The following is a 19,668-nucleotide window of genomic DNA, read 5'->3' on the forward strand; positions in this document are numbered from 1 at the left end:
GCGGGCAAGCCCAGCTCCCACAGGAGTAATCCACATGCTCCTAATCAGCAATCCGGCTTGTCCGCCGTATAACGCCGCGCCGGGTTCACCGCTGCGCCGAACTCGCGCAAGGCCTTGGCACCGATCAACAGCGGATAGTTGAAGTGGCTGCGGTCTACCAGATTCACCTCGACCGTGCGTTTCACGTTACCCAGGCACAGCTCAAGGTCCACAACCGGGCGTTTGGTCGGGTCGAGGTCTTCGTCCTCGTCGTCGCCTTCTGCGCGGCTCTTGATTTTGCTGATCCGGGAAACCTTGTGTTCATACACCTTGTTGCTGGCGTCTTTGGTCGCCAGGCGGAAGCGCACCCAGTCATCGCCGTCGCGCTTGAACAACTCGATATCCTTGGCCGACAGCGACGCGGTCAACGCGCCGGTGTCCATCTTGGCTTTGAAGGTTTCACCGATTTCCGCGACCTTGATGTTTTCGTAGCGACCATACAGCGTCGGCTCGGCAGCCATGACAGGCAATGCCAACAGGGACAATAGCGCCAGAGTTGATTTCACTGGGTAGATACCTCTATTTGATTGGAATGCAATCCACCTTGTGGGAGCGGTGCTTGCCCGCGATGGCTGCGTCTCAGATGCGCCCCGTTATCGTTTATCGCGGGCAAGCCCGGCTCCCACAAGAGCAGTTTTGCAGCATGCCGTTTTAGACATCGCGATCACACATCGTTCGCAGGCCAGAGCTTACCCGTAACCTTGTGAAACATTTGTCCGCGACAAGCGGATTTGGCGCAGGCGCTGTTGCTCTTTATCATGGCGGCCCTTGTAGTCCTCCAGAGAACCGTATGCGTCGCCTGCTCACTGGCTGTTTTGTCACATTGCTGTTGTTGCTTAACACGCTGGTCATGATCGGTCCGTTACTGATCTTCGGCCTGCTCAAGCTGACGTTCAGCGGTCAGTTACGCGAGAGTTGCTCGCAAGCGGTGGTATGGATTGCCGAAACCTGGGCTGAAGTCGACAAGCTGATCTTCTCGCTGTGCATTCCAACCCGGTGGGAAATCCGTGGCGACGAAGGTTTGCGCAGCGACACTTCTTATCTGGTGATCAGCAATCACCAGTCATGGGTCGATATCCCCGCCCTGATTCAGGCGTTGAACCGCCGCACGCCCTTTTTCAAATTCTTCCTGAAGAAAGAACTGATCTGGGTGCCGCTGCTGGGTCTGGCCTGGTGGGCGCTGGATTACCCGTTCATGAAGCGCTACAGCAAGGCGTTTCTGGCCAAGCATCCCGAGCTCAAGGGTCATGATCTGGAAATCACTCGTCAGGCCTGCGAGCTGTACAAAAATCAGCCAGTGACCGTGGTCAACTACCTGGAAGGGACCCGGTTCACAGCAGCCAAACATGCAGAACAGAACTCGCCCTATTCACACCTGCTCAAGCCCAAGGCGGGCGGCGTGGCGTTCGTGTTGGCGGCCATGGGTGAAAAGCTGGATGCGATTCTGGATGTGACGGTGGTGTACCCGGGCGAGCGCATTCCGGGGTTCTGGAATCTGCTCTGTGGTGATGTTCCAAGGGTGATCATCGATATTCAGACTCGCGAACTGGACCCGGCGTTATGGCAGGGCGATTACGAGAACGATCCAGTGTTTCGCGAGAAGGTACAGGGCTGGGTCAATCAGCTGTGGCGGGAGAAGAACGCACGCATCGCCACCTTGCGCGGCGATGCGTTCCAGGATTGAAGGATCAGCGCTGAATTAGCTGCCTGCGCCCCACACGCTGCCCAGGCTTTTCAGTGCCGAACCGCCAGCACCTTGTTGACCCAGGTATTGCAGAATCAGCGGTACAAACTGGCTGACCATTGAGCTGTCCATGCCCAGGGCACTGAACGCCTTGTTCACATCGCCCATGCTTTGTACGTTGCCCAGCGCGCTGTTCAGCACCGAGCTTTCAGCGCTGTTGCCCGAATTACCCAACAGACCTCCCAAGCCATTCAGGCTGCCCAGGCTGCTCAATGCACTGTTGCCAGCAAGTTGATCGAGGCCTGGAACCGATTTGCTCAATTGGCTGTAGTCGTTACCGGCGAGTTTGTTCTTTGCCAGACCTAATAATGCGCCCGTGCCGCCGACGGCTTGCTCGGGGGTGACATTAAGGTTGGAGCCCAACAGATTGAGCAGGCCTGCTGCTTCAGGTGCTGCGGTGGCTTTCTGATTGCCGTTGGTGGCGTTGGAAACGGCGTTGGCCGCGTCATTCAGATTGAAAGCGAACACTGGGCCAGTCGCAACGGCCATCAAAGTTGCCAGTGCTATACCGCGTGAAATCTTCATTGCAACAAACCCCTCAAACGAAAAGTCCGACAACTGCCGGTAGAAACACGTGTTTGACCTTGGGCGGGTTGGCAATGTTCCTTGCGCTTGTCTGGTGAGTAAATGCAAAGATATCTGGTTTAAAAGACGATATGTGGGAGCGAATTCATTCGCGAAGGGGGCAGCCCGGAAAAATATCCAGATCTGACACACCGCATTCGCGAATGAATTCGCTCCCACAGGGCCGAGGTTGGTTTTACGCCGCGCTAAACAGTTTGTGCGGATCAATCACAAACTTCTTCGGCACACCGGCATCGAACTCGCCATAACCGCGTGGCGCGTCGTCGAGGCTGATGACCTCCACTCCAACAATGTCAGCGATTTTGATGCGATCCCACATGATGGCCTGCATCAACTGGCGGTTGTACTTCATGACTGGCGTCTGGCCCGTGTGGAAGCTGTGGGATTTGGCCCAGCCCAAACCGAAACGAATGCTCAGGCTGCCCATTTTCGCAGCAGCGTCGACGGCACCCGGATCTTCAGTGACGTAGAGACCGGGAATACCGATCTTGCCCGCTACACGGACCACGCCCATCAATGAGTTGAGTACGGTTGCCGGTGCCTCATGCTGCACACCCGCATGGCCATGGCCGCGGGCTTCAAAACCTACCGCGTCAACGGCGCAGTCCACTTCCGGTTCGCCCAACAGCGCGGCGATCTGCTCGTGCAGAGGGGTATCGAGGGACAGGTCGGCAATTTCAAAACCCTGAGCCTTGGCATGAACCAGACGAGCAGGGTTCACGTCACCGATAATCACCACTGCCGCGCCCAACAGGCGAGCCGAGGCCGCCGCTGCCAGACCGACGGGGCCTGCACCAGCGATGTACACGGTACTCCCCGGGCCTACCCCAGCTGTGACTGCGCCGTGATAACCGGTGGGCAGGATGTCGGAGAGGCAGGTCAGGTCACGGATTTTTTCCATGGCGCGATCGCGATCCGGCAGCTTGAGCAGGTTGAAGTCGGCATAGGGCACCAGCACGTATTCCGCCTGGCCACCGGTCCAGTCGCCCATGTCGACGTAACCGTATGCTCCACCCGGGCGAGCCGGATTGACGGTCAGGCACACGCCGGTGTGTTGCTCCTTGCAGGATCGGCACAACCCGCAGGCCACGTTGAAGGGCACCGACACCAGATCACCGATTTTCAGATTCTCGACACCAGTACCTTTTTCGATCACTTCGCCGGTGATTTCGTGGCCGAGTACCAGACCTGTTTGTGCGGTGGTACGGCCGCGAACCATGTGTTGGTCCGAGCCACAGATATTGGTGGAAACCACCCGCAGGATGACGCCGTGTTCGATCTTGCGCCCACGCGGGTCCTGCATTTTGGGATAGTCGATTTTCTGTACTTCGACCTTGCCTGCGCCGAGATACACCACACCACGATTGTCAGCCATTCTTTCACCTCGATTTTGTTGTTATTAAGTGAGCTTCAAGCTGCAAGCTATAAGCGGCAAGTAAAAGCCTGCTGCTCATCTCCTGTGATTGAAGTGTGTCTCCAGTCTCCTGCTTTTCATCTTGAAGCTTGTGGCTTGAAGCTTGCCGCTACAGGACGACAGTCCTGTTGGCGTTCAGAAATACACGCCGCTCAATGTGATAACCCACCGCCCTTGCCAACGTCAGACCTTCAATATCGCGACCTTTGGCAATCAGGTCTTCGGGGTAATGACTGTGATCGACCACTTCTACCCCTTGGGCAATGATCGGGCCTTCGTCCAGATCGTTGTTGATGTAATGCGCGGTGGCACCCACCAGTTTCACGCCCTTGTTGTAAGCCTGATGGTACGGTTTGGCACCTTTGAAACCGGGCAGCAGCGAGTGATGAATGTTGATCGCCTTGCCGTCCAGCTTGCGGCACAGATCCGGCGATAGAACCTGCATGTAGCGGGCAAGAATCACCAGCTCGGCACCTGACTCTTCGATCACCTGCCAGACTTTGCTTTCCTGAGCGGGCTTGTCGTTGGGGTCCAGGGGGAAATGGTAGTACGGAATTTCATGCCAGCGCGCCAGCGGCTCCAGATCCGGATGGTTGGACACCACCGCGACCACGTCCATGGACAACTGGTTGATGCGCTGACGGTAGAGCAGGTCGTTCAGGCAGTGATCGGCTTTTGAGACCATGATCACTACTTTTGGCCGATAGTTCGGCGCGGTCAGCTCGAAGATCATGCCAAAGGCTTCGCCGCGTTCAGTCAGACCTGCGCGGAAACCTTGCTCGTCAAAACCGTCTGGCTGACGGAATTCGACCCGAATGAAGAAGCGGCCGGACAGGCGGTCGTCAAAGGAATGGTGCTCGGTGACGTAGCAGCCCTGCTCGAACAAATAGCGGGTCACCGCGTCCACCGTGCCCAGCACGCTGGGGCAGTCGGCAGTCAGAATCCATGTGTCGGGGGCGCGGCTCATTAATCAACTCCTGGTGTTTTTTGATCTGTAGGAGCGCGCTTGCCCGCGATCGGCTGCGAAGCAGTCGTGAAAATGGTGAATGACCATTGTCTGAAAGTCGTTCCGACTTTATCGCGGACAAGCGCGCTCCTACAGGGAGTGGCAGTGGGTTCAAGCCTGAATGGTCAGTCCGTACTCGGCACTCGCATCCTGCAACCACATCCACCAGTAATCGGCGAAGCTACGGCGGATCAGCAACTCCCAGGTTTCCTCGCTGGTGCGGCGGATCACCAGTTGGGACTTGGCGAACACGGTACCGACGGCTTTACCTACCGGGAAGTTGTCCGGATGCACGTCATAGCTGGTGGACTTCATCAGCACTTCACGGACTTTCGGGCCGCTCAATTCGAGGATGGACTGACCGCCGCTGACGTTAACGATCGCGATGTGCAGGCCGGTCAGTTCAGCGCGTAGTTTTTGCTCCACCGCAAACTCTTCACCGGTCGGTACGATCAGCAGCCATTCATCAGGGCCGAGCCACTGGATCGAGCTGTCGCCACTGATCACCAGGGCCAGTGCGCCCGGCAACTCCATGCCCAGGGCTTTGTGCACGCCTGCGGCAAAAGCAGGATCGTGAGCATCGCCGCGAATGGTCAGGTGACCGAGTAATTTCTTCTCGCGCAAAGTCACGCCAGGGTTGGCGCGACCTTTACCGACCAGGCTATTGAGGTCGGCGTGAAACAGCGGTGACTCGGCTTTCTCGCCGGTCGTTGGCCGCTGCTGGTAAACGTTGGCTGTGGTCATAGAGCACCTGTTCTGAATTCTGTTGTGTGCGCTGTGGGAGCCGGGCTTGCCCGCGATAAGGTCGATTCGGTCTTTCAGATACACCGTGTCATCGTTCATCGCGGGCAAGCCCAGCTCCCACAGGTGCTGGGCTAGCCATCAAACGTTCTGCTGCTCACCCTTCGGATCGAAGAACACCGAGGACACAATTTCGGCTTCGATCACGCTGCCATCCGCCTGCGGTGAGAACACCCGCTCGCCCATGCGCTTCAGGCCGCCTTTGACCACGCCCATGGCAAACGAATAACCCAGCGAGTTAGCCGCATAGCTGGAGGTCACGTGACCGACCATGGTCATCGGAATCGACTGTTTCGGGTCGAACACCAGTTGCGCACCTTCGGGCAGCCATTTGTTCGGATCAACCGGCTTGAGGCCGACCAGTTGTTTACGTTGCTCACGCACACAGTCTTCGCGATTCATACCGCGCTGACCGATCCACGAGAACGGTTTGGTGCGGCCGACACACCAGCCCATGTTCAGGTCGTCCGGAGTCATCGAGCCATCGGTATCCTGACCGACGATGATGAAACCCTTCTCGGCGCGCAGTACGTGCATGGTCTCGGTGCCGTATGGCGTGAGGTTGTACTGCTTGCCGGCTTCGATGATTTTTTCCAGCACACCCATGGCGTAGTCAGCCTGGATGTTGACCTCGTAAGACAGTTCACCGGTGAACGAGATACGGAACACCCGTGCCGGAACGCCGCCGACCAGACCTTCTTTCCAGGTCATGAACGGGAACGCCTCACGGTCCAGATCGATGTCAGTCACTTCGCTGAGCAGCTTGCGGCTGTTCGGGCCGGACAAGGTCAGGGTCGCGTAGTGGTCGGTCACGGAAGTGAAGTACACCTTCAGATCAGGCCATTCAGTCTGCTGGTAGATCTCCAGCCATTGCAGCACGCGCGCCGCGCCGCCTGTGGTGGTGGTCATGATGAAGTGGTTGTCGGCGACACAGGCGGTAACCCCGTCGTCGAAGACCATGCCGTCTTCCTTGCACATCAGGCCGTAACGCGCCTTGCCCACATCGAGCTTGGTCCAGGCGTTGGTGTAGATGCGGTTGAGGAACTCGCGCGCATCCGGACCCTGAATGTCGATCTTGCCGAGGGTCGAAGCGTCCAGCAGGCCAACGCTTTCACGCACGGCTTTGCATTCGCGGGCCACGGCAGCATGGATGTCTTCACCGCCTTTCGGGAAATACCACGGACGTTTCCACTGGCCGACGTCTTCGAATTCAGCACCGTTCTTCACGTGCCAGGCGTGCAGGGCGGTGAAACGTACCGGCTCGAAGATATGCCCACAGTGACGACCGGCTACTGCGCCGAAGGTCACGGGCGTGTAGTTCGGGCGGAACATGGTGGTGCCCATTTCCGGGATGGTCACGTTCAGCGAGCGTGCTGCGATGGCCAGGCCGTTGACGTTACCCAGTTTGCCTTGATCGGTGCCGAAACCCAGAGCGGTGTAGCGTTTGACGTGTTCCACCGACTCGAAGCCTTCACGGGTCGCCAACTCGATGGCAGCAGCAGTGACGTCGTTCTGCAGGTCGACGAATTGCTTCGGCGCACGGGCAGTCGGTTTGTCATGCGGCACCTGGAACAGCGCCAGCGTCGGCTCTTCAGCGCGGCTCAGGGCTTTCGGCAGAACGCCTTCGACCACTTTGAAACCGGCTTCACTGGCTGCGCGCACGCCGCCTTCGAAGCCGTCGGCCAATGTGTCGCCCAATGCATAGACGCCATTCACGCCACCGACGCAAACACGCTTTTGCGGTGCTTCGCCCGGTACGAAACCAAGAATGTCTTCACGCCAGACCGGCTTGCCGCCCAGGTGCGAGGCGAGGTGGACGATAGGGCTGTAGCCGCCGGAGCTGGCGACCAGATCGCATTCGAGCCATTCGCCGGGGCTTGTTACGCGATGTGCCCTTACATCAATGGCCGCCACACGAGCGGCGGTGACGTGCTTGCTGCCACGGGCTTCGATCACGGCGCTGCCGGTCAGAATCCGAATACCTTTGGCGCGCGCTTCTTCAACCAGTGCGCCACGTGGGTTGTGACGTGCATCGGCAATCGCTACCACTTGCAGGCTGGCGTCGAGCCAATCCAAAGCAACGCGGTAGGCGTGATCGTTGTTGGTGGACAGCACCAGTTTTTTGCCCGGCGCTACGCCATAACGACGTACATACGTGGAAACCGCACCGGCCAGCATGTTGCCCGGCACATCGTTGTTGCCGTAAACCAGCGGACGTTCGTGAGTACCGGTGGCCAGCACAACGCGCTTGGCGCGAACCCGATGCATGCGCTGACGGACCTGGCCGATAGGTGCGCGGTCGCCGAGGTGATCGGTGAGGCGCTCGTGAATGGTCAGGAAGTTATGGTCGTGGTAGCCGTTGACGGTGGCGCGAGGCAGCAGCACTACGTTTTTCAGGCTTTTCAGCTCGGCAATTACGGTGGCGACCCATTCAGCAGCGGGCTTGCCATCAAGGCTTTCGCGGCTGTCCAGCAGGCTGCCGCCGAATTCTTCCTGTTCATCGGCCAGAATCACCCGGGCACCGCTGCGAGCGGCCGCCAGAGCAGCGGCGAGGCCTGCTGGGCCACCACCGACGATCAGCACATCGCAGTGCTGGTTCATGGCGTCGTAAGTGTCCGGGTCGTTTTCAGTCGGTGAACGACCGAGGCCGGCGGCCTTACGAATGTACTTCTCGTAAGTCATCCAGAACGATTGCGGGTACATGAAGGTTTTGTAGTAGAAACCCGGCGGCATCAGCTTGCCGCCGACTTTGCCGAGAATCCCCATCACGTCATTGTTCACGTTCGGCCAGCCGTTGGTGCTGGTCGCGACGAGGCCCGAATACAGCGCCTGTTGCGTGGCGCGCACGTTGGGGATCTGCGTTGCTTCGGTAGCGCCAATCTGCAGTACCGCGTTTGGCTCTTCAGAGCCTGCTGCGAAGATGCCACGAGGGCGGGAATACTTGAAGCTGCGGCCTATGACATCAACGCCGTTGGCCAGCAGGGCTGCGGCGAGCGTGTCGCCCTCAAAGCCCTGATAGGTCTGACCGTTGAAGTTGAAGTTCAGGACTTTGCTGCGGTCGATGCGGCCGCCGTTGGGCAGTCGGTTGGTCTGGCTCATACCTGGTCTCCCTCGCCGCTGGCTGTCTTCTCAAACGCAGGGTTGCTGAACTGCGGTTTAGCGCCAATCGGGTAGGTTTCGAGAATTTCGTAAGTCACGGTATCGCGGGTGGCGTTGAAGTACTGACGGCAACCGGCGGCGTGGATCCACAGTTCGTGATGCAGCCCGCGCGGGTTATCGCGGAAGAACATGTAGTCGCCCCATTGCTCGTCGGTGCAGGCTGCCGGGTCCAGTGGACGCGGGATGTGGGCCTGACCTGAAGCGTGGAATTCCTCTTCGGAGCGCAGTTCGCCACAGTGAGGACAGAAGATATGCAACATGAGTATTTCTCCTGTTAGTGGGCGACAGCGGCAGCGCCGTGTTCGTCAATGAGTGCACCGTTGTGGAAACGGTCGATGGAGAAAGGTTTGGCCAATGGATGCATTTCACCTTTAGCCAGACTTGCTGCGAATACGTTGCCTGACCCCGGTGTAGCCTTGAAGCCACCGGTGCCCCAGCCGCAGTTGAAGAACATGTTCGGGACAGGCGTTTTGGAAATGATCGGGCAAGCGTCCGGCGTGGTGTCGACGATGCCGCCCCACTGACGGTTCATGCGCACGCGTGACAACACCGGGAACATCTCGACGATGGCCTGAATCGTGTGTTCAATCACCGGGTATGAACCGCGCTGGCCGTAGCCGTTATAGCCGTCAATACCGGCCCCGATCACCAGGTCACCCTTGTCGGACTGGCTGATGTAGCCGTGTACGGCGTTGGACATGATCACGCTGTCGATAATGGGCTTGATTGGCTCGGACACCAGCGCTTGCAGCGGGTGGGATTCAACGGGCAGACGGAAGCCTGCCAGTTTCGCCATGTGTCCCGAGTTACCGGCTGTTACTACACCGACGCGCTTGGCGCCGATGAAGCCTTTGTTGGTTTCCACGCCGATGCATACGCCGTTTTCCTTGCGGAAACCGATGACCTCGGTTTGCTGAATCAAATCCACGCCTAACGCATCGGCGGCACGGGCATAACCCCAGGCGACGGCATCGTGACGTGCCACGCCGCCGCGACGTTGCACGGTGGCGCCGATGATTGGGTAGCGTGTGTTTTTCGAGCAATCCAGGTACGGGATTTCTTCCGCTACCTGTTTGCCATTGAGCAGCTCACCGTCTACGCCGTTGAGACGGTTGGCGCTGACCCGACGCTCTGAGTCGCGAATGTCCTGCAGGGTGTGGCACAGGTTGTATACGCCGCGCTGGGAGAACATCACGTTGTAGTTCAAGTCCTGAGACAGGCCTTCCCACAGTTTCATGGCGTGTTCGTAGAGATGCGCTGACTCATCCCACAGATAGTTGGAGCGTACGATAGTCGTGTTACGTGCGGTGTTGCCGCCGCCCAACCAGCCTTTCTCGACCACGGCCACATTAGTGATGCCGTGTTCTTTGGCCAGGTAGTAAGCCGTCGCCAGACCGTGTCCGCCGCCACCAACAATGACCACGTCATAGACTTTTTTCGGGGTTGGCGTGCGCCACATGCGCTGCCAGTTTTCGTGGTGGCTGAGGGAGTGTTTGAGAAGGCCGAAGCCTGAGTAATGCTGCATGAATAACTACTCCTGACTCAGCTATAAACCGGGAAATCGGAACACAGGGCTGCAACCTGGCTGGCGACATTGGCCTCGACGTCGGCATCACCGAGGTTGTCGAGGATGTCGCAGATCCAGCCGGCCAGCGTGATGCATTGGGTAACTTTGAAGCCGCGAGTGGTGACCGCCGGGGTGCCGATACGCAGACCCGAGGTCACGAACGGTGATTGCGGGTCGTTAGGCACCGAGTTCTTGTTGACGGTGATGTGCGCACGACCCAAAGCAGCATCGGCGTCTTTGCCGGTCAGGCCCTGACGGATCAGGCTGACCAGGAACAAATGGTTATCGGTGCCACCGGAGACCACGTCGTAGCCACGGTCGATGAACACCTGCGCCATGGCCTGAGCGTTATCGATGACTTGTTGCTGATACGCGACGAAGCCTGGCTCCGCCGCTTCTTTGAAGCACACGGCCTTGGCGGCGATCACGTGCATCAACGGGCCGCCCTGGCCGCCTGGGAATACCGCCGAGTTGAGTTTTTTCTCGATTTCTTCGTTGGCCTTGGCCAGGATCAAACCACCACGTGGACCGCGCAGGGTTTTATGAGTGGTGGTGGTCACGACGTCTGCATAGGGCAGCGGGTTCGGGTACAGACCGGCCGCGACCAGCCCGGCAACGTGAGCCATGTCGACAAACAGGTAAGCGCCGACCTTGTCAGCGATGGCCCGGAAGCGCGGGAAGTCGAGGGTTTTCGAATAGGCCGAGAAACCGGCGATGATCATTTTTGGCTTGGACTCGACGGCGATGCGCTCGACTTCGTCGTAATCGATCAGACCGGTGTTGGTGTCGATGCCGTACTGCACCGCATTGTAGAGCTTGCCGGAGAAGCTGACTTTAGCGCCATGGGTCAAGTGACCACCGTGGGCCAGGCTCATGCCCAGCACGGTGTCGCCTGCTTGCAGCAGTGCCAGATAAACCGCGGCGTTCGCCGAACTGCCGGAATGCGGCTGGACGTTGGCGTAATCAGCGCCGAACAATTGTTTGGCACGCTCGATGGCGAGTACTTCAACTTTATCCACATGCTCGCAGCCGCCGTAATAGCGCTTGCCCGGATACCCTTCGGCGTACTTGTTGGTCAGGCCGCTGCCCTGGGCTTCCATCACGCGCTGGCTGGTGTAGTTCTCCGAGGCGATCAGCTCGATGTGATCTTCCTGACGCTGCTCTTCGGCATTCATCGCGGCCAGCAGTGCATCGTCATAGCCTTGGATTTGGTCATTCTTGCTGAACATCGCGGTTCTCCCAGCGGCGGCGTAGCGCCTGACTTATCGGTAGAGCCGCAGCATCTAAGCAGGGCCCTTTGACAGCGATACTAGGGCCGGACCAAAGACGCCAAATGCCTGCGCGCGCCACGCAAAGGTGCGTTTACGACATGGGTGGGAGAGGAGGGGGAAATACGCGGGAGGTGAGGTTGGAATGTGATCCATGTGGGAGCTGGGCTTGCCCGCGATAAGGTCGACGCAACTCTCGGATAGACCGAGGTGTCCTTATCGCGGGCAAGCCCAGCTCCCACAAGGAAAATGCAGTGTACAGGGATTAAACGGCTTTACCCGGCAACTGCCCATCCGCACGGAACATCCCGCGAATACCGCGTACGGCCTGACGAATCCGGTCCTGATTCTCGATCAGCGCGAAGCGCACATGGTCGTCGCCGTACTCACCGAAACCGACGCCCGGTGATACGCAGACCTTGGCTTCAGCCAACAGCTTTTTGGCAAACTCCAGCGAACCAAGGTGGGCGTAGGCAGGTGGAATTTTGGCCCAGACGTACATAGACGCTTTTGGATTCTCGACCATCCAGCCCAGTTCATGGAGACCTTTGACCAACACGTTACGACGCTGGCGATACTGCTCGGCAATATCGAGCACGCATTGCTGATCGCCTTCCAGTGCAGCAATGGCCGCGACCTGCAGCGGTGTGAATGTGCCGTAGTCGTGGTAGCTCTTGATCCGCGCCAGAGCGTTGACCAGCTCCGGGTTGCCGACCATGAAGCCGATTCGCCAGCCCGCCATGTTGTAACTTTTGGACAGGGTGAAGAACTCGACAGCGATGTCTTTGGCGCCCGGCACCTGCATGATCGACGGGGCTTTCCAGCCGTCGTAGACGATGTCGGCGTAGGCGAGGTCGTGAACCACCAACACGTCGTATTGCTTGGCCAGCGCAACCACGCGCTCGAAGAAATCCAGTTCCACGCACTGCGCGGTCGGGTTGGACGGGAAGCCGAGGATCATCATTTTCGGCTTGGGGATCGAGCCGCGAATGGCTTTTTCCAGCTCGGCGAAGAAGTCCACACCGGGAATCAGTGGCACCGAACGCACTTGAGCGCCAGCAATCACCGCGCCGTAGATATGAATCGGATAGCTCGGATTGGGCACCAGCACCGTGTCGCCTTGATCGAGGGTAGCGAGCATCAAGTGCGCGAGACCTTCCTTCGAACCGATGGTGACGATGGCCTCTTCTTCCGGGTCGATATCGACGTCGTAGCGTTTTTTGTACCAGTTGGAAATCGCCCGACGCAGACGCGGAATGCCACGCGAAGTCGAGTAGCCGTGAGTGTCTTCACGCTGGGCGACGGTAACGAGTTTTTCGACGATGTGCGGTGGGGTTGGCCCGTCGGGATTACCCATGCTCAAGTCGATGATGTCTTCACCACGACGGCGAGCGGCCATTTTCAGCTCGGCGGTGATATTGAAGACGTACGGGGGGAGTCGATCGATCCGCGCAAAACGGCGCGGCGAAGGTAAGTCTGCCATGGAGGCCTCAGATACGTAAGCGCCCGGAACCGTCCGAGCGACGTTGGCCACTGCGGTGGCCTGGGCGAAAGATAATCGAGCACTGACAGCTTGTCCAGCCAGGCCGCACCGTCTGTCAGGAATAATGGAAAACCTGTTACTTCTTACAGTTGGCAGGTGAGCAGAAGAGGTTCTGAATAGCTTTGTCGACGGTATTGGTTTTTTAAGTTGGCCATCAGATATTCCTCAGTCAATGGAGATAAAGAAATGGCTTCTGTATCCGAAGTGAAAGTCCAGGATGTTGACGGCGCGGAGGTCCCCGGACTGCCGCAGTTCGATTTCCACGACGCGCTACCCTTGATGAATCCGGGAGATAGGTTGAAGTATTCCAACCCTCTGAGATTTTACGAAATTGTATATAAACTCTTTGAAAAAATGCCGGATGGCAAGTTGAGATTGACTATTGCGATCCAGCCGACTGGGAACTAAGAGACCCAACAGCGACCTGTCTTGGGGTCAGCGCTACGATGTTGGGAGCTGACCATCAGGTTGCGTGACGTTTTTTCTCTGCTCATTGCTGTTTTAAGATGTGTTGATATAGCGCTACGCAACTAGACTTAGTTTTAGGCCCAACAACACCAGAAAATGCACCGGATAAATCGCATAGGCCCAGCGCCGCATCGGTTTGACGGAAAAGCTCAAACGACGCCGTAACAGAGCCAGCCCGAGCATGGGCGCGATCAGGCAGGCAACTAGCGAGCCGATGGAAACCGGATCTCCCCACGCTGCGCCCGCGAACATCTGCGGCCAGGCATTGCTCGCCACGCAGATAGCGCCCGGCACCAGCGCGAGCCAAAGAGGGCGATGCAGCGCAAGCAGGAGCGCCAGCGGCAGCAGCGTGCCAAAGAAACCGAACATCAAATATTTGTGGAATAAAGCGGCGACCAGCAGCGAACCGAGCGCCATCAATCGCGTTGCAGGCAATCGGTGTCGCCAGCCTTGGGCGATCAGCAAACCGAGCACCAGTGTCGGCAATACGTTCAGCGTGTGGACGTCATCCGCCATGTACAGCCGGTAGGGGAGTTCGGCCAGTACAGCAAACAAGAGCATCCATCCGAGATAACGCCACTGCACTTTTGGGTCAGGAAACAGCGCGGATTTGCGCCCCAGATTTGCCGCAATCGCCAGACAGAACCAAGGGAAGGCCAAGCGTCCCGGGACGTACAGCACATCTATCGACCAGCCGACATAGCGCAAGTGGTCGAGTACCATGGCCAGCATCGCCAGCCACTTGAGCAAGTCGAGCGCCTTTTCGCGTCCGGGCAGGTAAGGCGGGTTCGATAGATCCATATCTCTCCAGCGTTTTGGGGTTTCTTCGCAACGAGGCCGGTTTAATACCAGCCCTGTAGGAGCGCGCTTGCCCGCGATGGCGTCAGGTCAATCAACATCTTTGTCGGCTGACCTGACGCCATCGCGGGCAAGCGCGCTCCTACCAAAGCTATCTGCAACAAGGCAGCTAATGACCAAGCCCTGCGATCTTCGCTACAGTGCGCAGCATAATCAATGACAAGGATTCGGCCATGACCGATAAAAGCCAGCAGTTTGCCAGTGATAACTATTCGGGTATCTGTCCTGAAGCCTGGGCTGCGATGGAACAGGCTAACCACGGCCATCAACGTGCGTATGGCGATGACGAATGGACCGCGCGTGCCTCGGATCAATTCCGTAAATTATTTGAAACCGACTGTGAAGTGTTCTTCGCCTTCAACGGCACGGCCGCCAACTCAATGGCCCTGTCTTCGTTGTGCCAGAGCTATCACAGCGTTATCTGCTCGGAAACCGCTCACGTCGAAACTGACGAATGCGGCGCTCCGGAGTTCTTCTCCAACGGCTCCAAGCTGCTCACTGCACGCAGCGAACAGGGCAAGCTGACGCCTGAGTCGATCCGCGAAGTGGCGCTCAAGCGTCAGGATATTCACTACCCCAAACCTCGTGTCGTGACCCTGACCCAAGCCACCGAAGTCGGCAGTGTTTACCAGCCAGAAGAGCTCAAGGCGATCAGCGCAACCTGCAAAGAGTTGAATCTGAATCTGCACATGGACGGCGCGCGATTTGCCAACGCCTGTGCCTTTCTGGAGTGCTCACCCGCTGAGCTGACCTGGAAGGCGGGTGTCGATGTGCTGTGCTTTGGTGGCACCAAGAACGGCATGGCGGTGGGCGAGGCGATTCTGTTCTTCAACCACAAGCTGGCTGAAGACTTTGATTACCGTTGCAAGCAGGCCGGGCAACTGGCATCGAAGATGCGCTTCCTGTCAGCACCCTGGGTTGGGCTGCTGGAGGGTGATGCCTGGCTCAAACACGCCAATCATGCCAACCATTGCGCGCAATTGCTGGCGTCGCTGGTGAAGGACATTCCGGGTGTTGAACTGATGTTCCCGGTCCAGGCTAACGGTGTATTCCTGCAATTGTCACAACCTGCCATTGCGGCACTGACCGCTAAGGGCTGGCGCTTCTACACCTTCATCGGCAATGGCGGCGCGCGCTTCATGTGCTCATGGGACACCGAGGAGGCCCGCGTGCGTGAGTTGGCCGCGGATATCCGGTTGGTGATGGGGGCTTAACGCGAGAACTCAGTTGGAATGCAACCTGTGGGAGCCGAGCTTGCTCGCGATTAAGACTGGATGCGGTTTAGATTAGATCGCGCTGCCCCTTATCGCGAGCAAGCTCGGCTCCCACATGGAGCCCGCATTTCAAATTTGAATCAGGGTTTAGTTCTGCGCAATCGTCTTCGAAATCGCTTCCACCGTCGCATCGACCTTCTCGCGGCAGAGGTCCAGCTCGACCTGATGTTGCTGTTTGAGCTCGATCTGCTGCGAACACAGGTTAAGGGCGGCCAGCACCAGCAGGCGGTCGCCAATCAGCGTCGGGTATTTGCGCTTGGTATCGGCCAGCGATGCGCGCAGCAATGCGGTGGCTTGCTGCAGGGTTTGCTCTTCACCGGCCGGGGCCTTGATCGAATAGTCGTTGCCGAGAATCGAAACGACCGTCACCCCGTTTCTGTCAGTGCTCATGCGCTGACTGCGCTTGCGCTGGTCGCGCGGTCAACAAGGGCCTGAATCCGCGCCGCAGTGGCACCTTGTTTCTCTTCCTGCTCCATCAGACTCAGTTGCAGACTGTCGTTGTCATCCCTGGCTTGGGCCAGCTCCGTGCTGAGCTGAGCGTTTGTGCTTTGCAGTTGCTGGTTTTGTTGCACCAGATCGCTGACAAGTTGTTCCAACTGGCTAAGGGATGCTTCCAACATTTTGATTTCTCTAGCAAATTTCAACGGGCGCACACCTTAAAGAAAAGTCACTGCGCATACCAGTTAAGCCACTTAAATAACGGCGTTCTGGCGCGCTGCGTCCTCCCTGAAGGCAAGTGCATAAACAGGCCCTGTTGACTGTGATTTTCCGATCTGGTTCCTGCTGCTCGTCAGTCGGGCCAGGCCGAAGAAACATGTCGTCTTCGATATTCCCGTGTTTTTTGCTCAAAGCCCTGTAAACGTTGCCTTTCAATGACTTGCATGGCTTTTTGCTATATCGAAAAGAGCCTGCGACCTTACGCCACGCCTGATTTCAGTGCATCGGCCTCAAGTCCGTCACCCTGTAACCGATAGGCATCACCACCTCTTCTATTCACTTCAACGCAAGGAATGCGCTTCTTCTTTTGGGAAAACCCATGTCATTACGCACCATGAATATTGCGCCCCGCGCGTTTCTCGGCTTTGCCTTGATCGGCACCCTTATGTTGGTCCTCGGCGTTTTTGCGCTGTCGCAGATGAGCAAGATCCGTGACGCAGGCGATGAGATCGCCAAAAGCAGCGTTCCCAGCATCCAGAGTCTGGACCGACTCACCGAAATCAGCATTCGCCTGCGCGTTCTGTCCTATCGTCTATTGATCAACCGTGAGCCGGACATTCAGAGCAAAACCATCGATTTGTTCGCCATGCGTAACAAGCAAATCACTGACGCCCAGGCTGTCTATGAAAAATTCATTACCTCTCCAGAGGAGCAATCCGCCTACAACGAGTATGTGCGACTGCTAGGGGAGTACCGCCAGCTAGAAGAACGCATCAAGAGCCTGAGTCGTGCTGGCAAGATTGATGAGTTGGGTCAATTGCTCAATGAAGAAACGCTGGCCAACTCCGATCAGATGAACGTGGCGCTGGCCAGGCTGGTCGAGATCAATGCCAAGGAATTGAGAGATACCAACATGGACGCTGCCGAGCAGTATTCTTCGGCATTCACTCTGGTAGTTAGCCTGCTGATCATCACCACGATCCTGACCATCCTGTTCGCCTGGCTGTTGACCCGCAGTATCACCCAGCCAATTGCTTCAGCGCTTGAAGCCGCCGAAACCATCGCCGAGGGTAATCTGACTCGCCCGATCAAAGCCGACGGTACTGACGAAGCCGGTCGTTTGCTCGCCGCCATGCAAAAAATGCAGGAAAAGCTGCGTGACACATTGACCCGTATTTCGGGTTCCGCCACCCAGCTTGCTTCTGCTGCTGAGGAACTCAATGCGGTGACCGACGAGAGCGCTCGTGGCCTGGCTGAGCAGAACAACGAAATCGAACAAGCCGCTACTGCTGTCAACCAGATGACCAGCGCTGTGGAAGAGGTGGCGCGTAACGCGGTCAGTACTTCTGAAGCCTCGAAAAACGCCACTGCCTCGGCGGGCGACGGTCGTGATCTGGTTCAGGAAACTGTCAATGCCATCGAGCGCATGAGCGGCGACGTGCAGAGCACTGCAACACTGATCGGTAATCTGGCTGAAGAGTCCCGTGACATTGGCAAAGTGCTGGATGTGATTCGCGGCCTGGCTGACCAGACCAACCTGCTGGCCCTCAACGCCGCAATTGAAGCGGCGCGTGCCGGTGAAGCCGGTCGTGGTTTTGCCGTGGTCGCGGATGAAGTGCGTGCCTTGGCGCATCGTACTCAGCAGTCCACCAGCGAAATCGAGCGCATGATCGGCAGCATTCAAGGCGGCACCGAACAGGCAGTCAGCTCAATGCGTAACAGTACCGAGCGTGCTGAGTCGACCCTAAGCATCGCCAAAGGCGCAGGGCTGGCGCTGGACACCATCAACACCGCCGTGGTGGAAATCAACGAGCGTAATCTGGTAATCGCCAGTGCCGCCGAAGAGCAGGCTCAAGTGGCTCGTGAAGTGGACCGCAACCTGGTGAACATCCGTGATCTGTCGGCCCAGTCGTCTGACGGTGCCACCCAGACCAGTGCTGCCAGCAGCGAGCTGACCCGGTTGGCGGTTGACCTGAACGGCATGGTTTCGCGGTTTAGTTTGTAAGCGCGATACCCAGCCCATTCGATTCAGATTCCGGGGCTGGAATACCTGTGGGGGACTCTATGTTCACTTGCAATCCCGTAGGACCGGCTTTAGCCGGGAGGGCGGTATCACTAGCGAGGGATATTTAGCGAATGTCCCGACGTCCTCCCAGCTAAAGCGGAACGCCGCCCGGCCGGTCCTACGGAATAGCGCGGTCTATGTGGGAATGAATTCGCTCCCACAGGTCACGTGCCGTCCCTGATAATGAGTGCTCGATCCCGATACATCCCCTTCTGCAGAGTTAGCTAGAACATTTTGGAATGACTAAAATAGCCAAACTCATTGCTGTTTTTTAATGCGTTGAAAGTTATAGCTTTGTGCAGTTATTTACTTTTTTGCGCAGATTAGATACCTGTTAGTTATGACAGTGACACCGTATTTCCTCCTGTTTAGTATCGCTCTACGTCGGCATAAATGAGCCTTTTGCTTTGGCGGCGTTGTGTGATATTTCGTGGCCAAGTGTCAATTTCAAGAGGGATATGTAATGAGCATAAAACAGGATGAAAAATCGAAGGCCCCGGTCAAGTTGAAAGCGCCCGTTGTGCTGGAGGCTCAGGTGATTGATGGTGAGAGCACTATAGACTTCGGGAGTCTTGAGCCGGAAGGCGCTACCTTGGTCGTTGCCTATGACGGCATCAAGACAGGGGATAGAGTCCAGGCGTGGGGACTGACGCCTCCCAACAACTACGATGAAACGCAAGTCGTTCCGGATAGAGCGATTTCTTTGACCTTCAAGGTGCCTAGAGCGTACTTTAGTGGAAAGCGGTCTGTAAGTTTTCAGTACTTTCTGCGGGCGGATGATAATAGTGTTATTGCTATATCTGAGGCCGCTCACTATACAGTTACTGATTCAGTTCCGGAGCCGTTACCTGCTCCGGTTATACAGGAAGCTGTCGCCGACTCCATTGTTGTTTCGAGTCTTCCGATCTCCGGCGCGACACTGCTGGTTGATTATCCGGGGGCTCAGGCTGGCGACGTTATTACAGCAAGTGCTATGGGTCCAAACAACACGAATCATTCGGAGACCAGGATTTCAATTGGTTCGGTCCCGATGACATTCAAGGTACCCAAGGCATGGTTTGATAAGGTCCTGGAGGATGGAGGTAGGGCGACAGTACATTCTTACCGTGTCGATCCGGTGAGTGGCGATCCAGGCAATGCTTCAAGCATGAAGATGTATGGGGTCGAGTGACAGGCTCCCACTCTATAGATTTCCTGTAGAAGCCAACTTGTTGGTGAGG

The 19,668-nt window shown here is 57.3% G+C and carries 18 protein-coding genes and 1 pseudogene; 6 read left to right on the forward strand and 13 right to left on the reverse strand.

Annotated elements, in window-relative coordinates:
- Nucleotides 1-44: 44 nt before the first annotated feature.
- Complete coding sequence (locus tag K3169_RS02480) at nucleotides 45-545, reverse strand: ATP-dependent zinc protease (RefSeq protein WP_095092544.1); 501 nt, start codon at nucleotides 543-545, stop codon at nucleotides 45-47.
- Nucleotides 546-829: 284 nt separating this feature from the next.
- Between K3169_RS02480 and K3169_RS02485 the strand changes: the two genes are divergently transcribed.
- Nucleotides 830-1,723: an acyltransferase gene (locus K3169_RS02485; RefSeq protein WP_263269840.1), complete on the forward strand. Its 894-nt coding sequence runs from the start codon at nucleotides 830-832 to the stop codon at nucleotides 1,721-1,723.
- A 15-nt stretch (nucleotides 1,724-1,738) separates the two neighbouring features.
- Here K3169_RS02485 and K3169_RS02490 read toward each other — a convergent pair whose 3' ends face one another.
- From K3169_RS02490 to alaC, 9 genes are all read right to left on the reverse strand, one after another.
- Complete coding sequence (locus K3169_RS02490) at nucleotides 1,739-2,308, reverse strand: DUF2780 domain-containing protein (protein WP_099267952.1); 570 nt, start codon at nucleotides 2,306-2,308, stop codon at nucleotides 1,739-1,741.
- 235 nt (nucleotides 2,309-2,543) lie between these two features.
- Nucleotides 2,544-3,743 (reverse strand): formaldehyde dehydrogenase, glutathione-independent, encoded by a 1,200-nt coding sequence (fdhA, locus tag K3169_RS02495; protein WP_095092539.1) that lies wholly within the window; start codon nucleotides 3,741-3,743, stop codon nucleotides 2,544-2,546.
- A 148-nt stretch (nucleotides 3,744-3,891) separates the two neighbouring features.
- Nucleotides 3,892-4,749: a formyltetrahydrofolate deformylase gene (gene purU / locus K3169_RS02500; protein WP_027898965.1), complete on the reverse strand. Its 858-nt coding sequence runs from the start codon at nucleotides 4,747-4,749 to the stop codon at nucleotides 3,892-3,894.
- A 150-nt stretch (nucleotides 4,750-4,899) separates the two neighbouring features.
- On the reverse strand, nucleotides 4,900-5,532 hold the full coding sequence (locus K3169_RS02505; RefSeq protein ID WP_231678197.1) for a sarcosine oxidase subunit gamma: 633 nt from the start codon (nucleotides 5,530-5,532) through the stop codon (nucleotides 4,900-4,902).
- A 138-nt stretch (nucleotides 5,533-5,670) separates the two neighbouring features.
- Entirely contained in the window at nucleotides 5,671-8,688 is a 3,018-nt protein-coding gene (locus K3169_RS02510; protein WP_231678196.1) for a sarcosine oxidase subunit alpha, read from the reverse strand.
- Nucleotides 8,685-9,008: a sarcosine oxidase subunit delta gene (locus K3169_RS02515; protein ID WP_027898962.1), complete on the reverse strand. Its 324-nt coding sequence runs from the start codon at nucleotides 9,006-9,008 to the stop codon at nucleotides 8,685-8,687. Before K3169_RS02515 ends, K3169_RS02510 begins: the two co-directional genes overlap by 4 nt.
- A gap of 14 nt (nucleotides 9,009-9,022) precedes the next feature.
- A complete protein-coding gene (locus K3169_RS02520; protein WP_027898961.1) occupies nucleotides 9,023-10,273 on the reverse strand; it encodes a sarcosine oxidase subunit beta in 1,251 nt (416 codons plus the stop codon).
- Nucleotides 10,274-10,290: 17 nt separating this feature from the next.
- Nucleotides 10,291-11,544 carry a serine hydroxymethyltransferase gene (glyA, locus tag K3169_RS02525; protein WP_099267954.1) on the reverse strand — a complete coding sequence of 418 codons (1,254 nt, stop codon included), beginning with the start codon at nucleotides 11,542-11,544 and terminating at the stop codon, nucleotides 10,291-10,293.
- Nucleotides 11,545-11,848: 304 nt separating this feature from the next.
- Nucleotides 11,849-13,066, reverse strand: a complete 1,218-nt coding sequence (alaC, locus tag K3169_RS02530; RefSeq protein ID WP_027898959.1) for an alanine transaminase — start codon at nucleotides 13,064-13,066, stop codon at nucleotides 11,849-11,851.
- A gap of 246 nt (nucleotides 13,067-13,312) precedes the next feature.
- On the opposite strand from alaC, the gene K3169_RS02535 reads away from it, so the two are divergent.
- Complete coding sequence (locus tag K3169_RS02535; RefSeq protein WP_231678194.1) at nucleotides 13,313-13,534, forward strand: hypothetical protein; 222 nt, start codon at nucleotides 13,313-13,315, stop codon at nucleotides 13,532-13,534.
- A 114-nt stretch (nucleotides 13,535-13,648) separates the two neighbouring features.
- Here K3169_RS02535 and K3169_RS02540 read toward each other — a convergent pair whose 3' ends face one another.
- Entirely contained in the window at nucleotides 13,649-14,395 is a 747-nt protein-coding gene (locus tag K3169_RS02540) for a conjugal transfer protein TraX (RefSeq protein ID WP_263269846.1), read from the reverse strand.
- Between the two features lie 230 nt (nucleotides 14,396-14,625).
- Here K3169_RS02540 and K3169_RS02545 point away from each other — a divergent pair, with 230 nt between their 5' ends.
- Nucleotides 14,626-15,666: a threonine aldolase family protein gene (locus K3169_RS02545; protein ID WP_027898487.1), complete on the forward strand. Its 1,041-nt coding sequence runs from the start codon at nucleotides 14,626-14,628 to the stop codon at nucleotides 15,664-15,666.
- 147 nt (nucleotides 15,667-15,813) lie between these two features.
- Here K3169_RS02545 and K3169_RS02550 read toward each other — a convergent pair whose 3' ends face one another.
- Together K3169_RS02550 and K3169_RS02555 are read right to left on the reverse strand one after the other, a co-directional pair.
- Nucleotides 15,814-16,116, reverse strand: a complete 303-nt coding sequence (locus K3169_RS02550) for a cell division protein ZapA (RefSeq protein WP_027899823.1) — start codon at nucleotides 16,114-16,116, stop codon at nucleotides 15,814-15,816.
- Complete coding sequence (locus K3169_RS02555) at nucleotides 16,113-16,346, reverse strand: hypothetical protein (RefSeq protein ID WP_027899824.1); 234 nt, start codon at nucleotides 16,344-16,346, stop codon at nucleotides 16,113-16,115. The genes K3169_RS02550 and K3169_RS02555 overlap by 4 nt, the downstream gene beginning before the upstream one ends.
- A 431-nt stretch (nucleotides 16,347-16,777) precedes the next feature.
- On the opposite strand from K3169_RS02555, the pseudogene K3169_RS29670 reads away from it, so the two are divergent.
- The 3 genes and pseudogenes from K3169_RS29670 to K3169_RS02565 all read left to right on the forward strand — a co-directional run.
- Nucleotides 16,778-17,533 (forward strand): annotated as a pseudogene (locus K3169_RS29670) (MCP four helix bundle domain-containing protein); the annotation flags it as partial.
- Nucleotides 17,525-18,388, forward strand: coding sequence for a methyl-accepting chemotaxis protein (locus K3169_RS29675; protein WP_406644026.1), 864 nt, complete (start codon nucleotides 17,525-17,527; stop codon nucleotides 18,386-18,388). The pseudogene K3169_RS29670 and the gene K3169_RS29675, both read left to right, overlap by 9 nt.
- Before the next feature lie 523 nt (nucleotides 18,389-18,911).
- Nucleotides 18,912-19,619 carry a hypothetical protein gene (locus tag K3169_RS02565; RefSeq protein ID WP_263269848.1) on the forward strand — a complete coding sequence of 236 codons (708 nt, stop codon included), beginning with the start codon at nucleotides 18,912-18,914 and terminating at the stop codon, nucleotides 19,617-19,619.
- The last annotated feature ends 49 nt before the right edge of the window (nucleotides 19,620-19,668 follow it).

The sequence above is a fragment of the Pseudomonas phytophila genome (genome assembly GCF_025643095.1).
GTDB classification, from domain to species: Bacteria; Pseudomonadota; Gammaproteobacteria; order Pseudomonadales; family Pseudomonadaceae; genus Aquipseudomonas; species Aquipseudomonas quasicaspiana.

Excerpts from the sequence above, each read along its gene's own strand:
- K3169_RS02485 (WP_263269840.1), top strand. The coding sequence starts at position 830 with ATGCGTCGCCTGCTCACTGGCTGTTTTGTCACATTGCTGTTGTTGCTT.
- K3169_RS02490 (WP_099267952.1), bottom strand. The coding sequence starts at position 2,308 with ATGAAGATTTCACGCGGTATAGCACTGGCAACTTTGATGGCCGTTGCG.
- fdhA (WP_095092539.1), bottom strand. The coding sequence starts at position 3,743 with ATGGCTGACAATCGTGGTGTGGTGTATCTCGGCGCAGGCAAGGTCGAA.
- purU (WP_027898965.1), bottom strand. The coding sequence starts at position 4,749 with ATGAGCCGCGCCCCCGACACATGGATTCTGACTGCCGACTGCCCCAGC.
- K3169_RS02505 (WP_231678197.1), bottom strand. The coding sequence starts at position 5,532 with ATGACCACAGCCAACGTTTACCAGCAGCGGCCAACGACCGGCGAGAAA.
- K3169_RS02510 (WP_231678196.1), bottom strand. The coding sequence starts at position 8,688 with ATGAGCCAGACCAACCGACTGCCCAACGGCGGCCGCATCGACCGCAGC.
- K3169_RS02515 (WP_027898962.1), bottom strand. The coding sequence starts at position 9,008 with ATGTTGCATATCTTCTGTCCTCACTGTGGCGAACTGCGCTCCGAAGAG.
- K3169_RS02520 (WP_027898961.1), bottom strand. The coding sequence starts at position 10,273 with ATGCAGCATTACTCAGGCTTCGGCCTTCTCAAACACTCCCTCAGCCAC.
- glyA (WP_099267954.1), bottom strand. The coding sequence starts at position 11,544 with ATGTTCAGCAAGAATGACCAAATCCAAGGCTATGACGATGCACTGCTG.
- alaC (WP_027898959.1), bottom strand. The coding sequence starts at position 13,066 with ATGGCAGACTTACCTTCGCCGCGCCGTTTTGCGCGGATCGATCGACTC.
- K3169_RS02535 (WP_231678194.1), top strand. The coding sequence starts at position 13,313 with ATGGCTTCTGTATCCGAAGTGAAAGTCCAGGATGTTGACGGCGCGGAG.
- K3169_RS02540 (WP_263269846.1), bottom strand. The coding sequence starts at position 14,395 with ATGGATCTATCGAACCCGCCTTACCTGCCCGGACGCGAAAAGGCGCTC.
- K3169_RS02545 (WP_027898487.1), top strand. The coding sequence starts at position 14,626 with ATGACCGATAAAAGCCAGCAGTTTGCCAGTGATAACTATTCGGGTATC.
- K3169_RS02550 (WP_027899823.1), bottom strand. The coding sequence starts at position 16,116 with ATGAGCACTGACAGAAACGGGGTGACGGTCGTTTCGATTCTCGGCAAC.
- K3169_RS02555 (WP_027899824.1), bottom strand. The coding sequence starts at position 16,346 with ATGTTGGAAGCATCCCTTAGCCAGTTGGAACAACTTGTCAGCGATCTG.
- K3169_RS29675 (WP_406644026.1), top strand. The coding sequence starts at position 17,525 with ATGCAGGAAAAGCTGCGTGACACATTGACCCGTATTTCGGGTTCCGCC.
- K3169_RS02565 (WP_263269848.1), top strand. The coding sequence starts at position 18,912 with ATGAGCATAAAACAGGATGAAAAATCGAAGGCCCCGGTCAAGTTGAAA.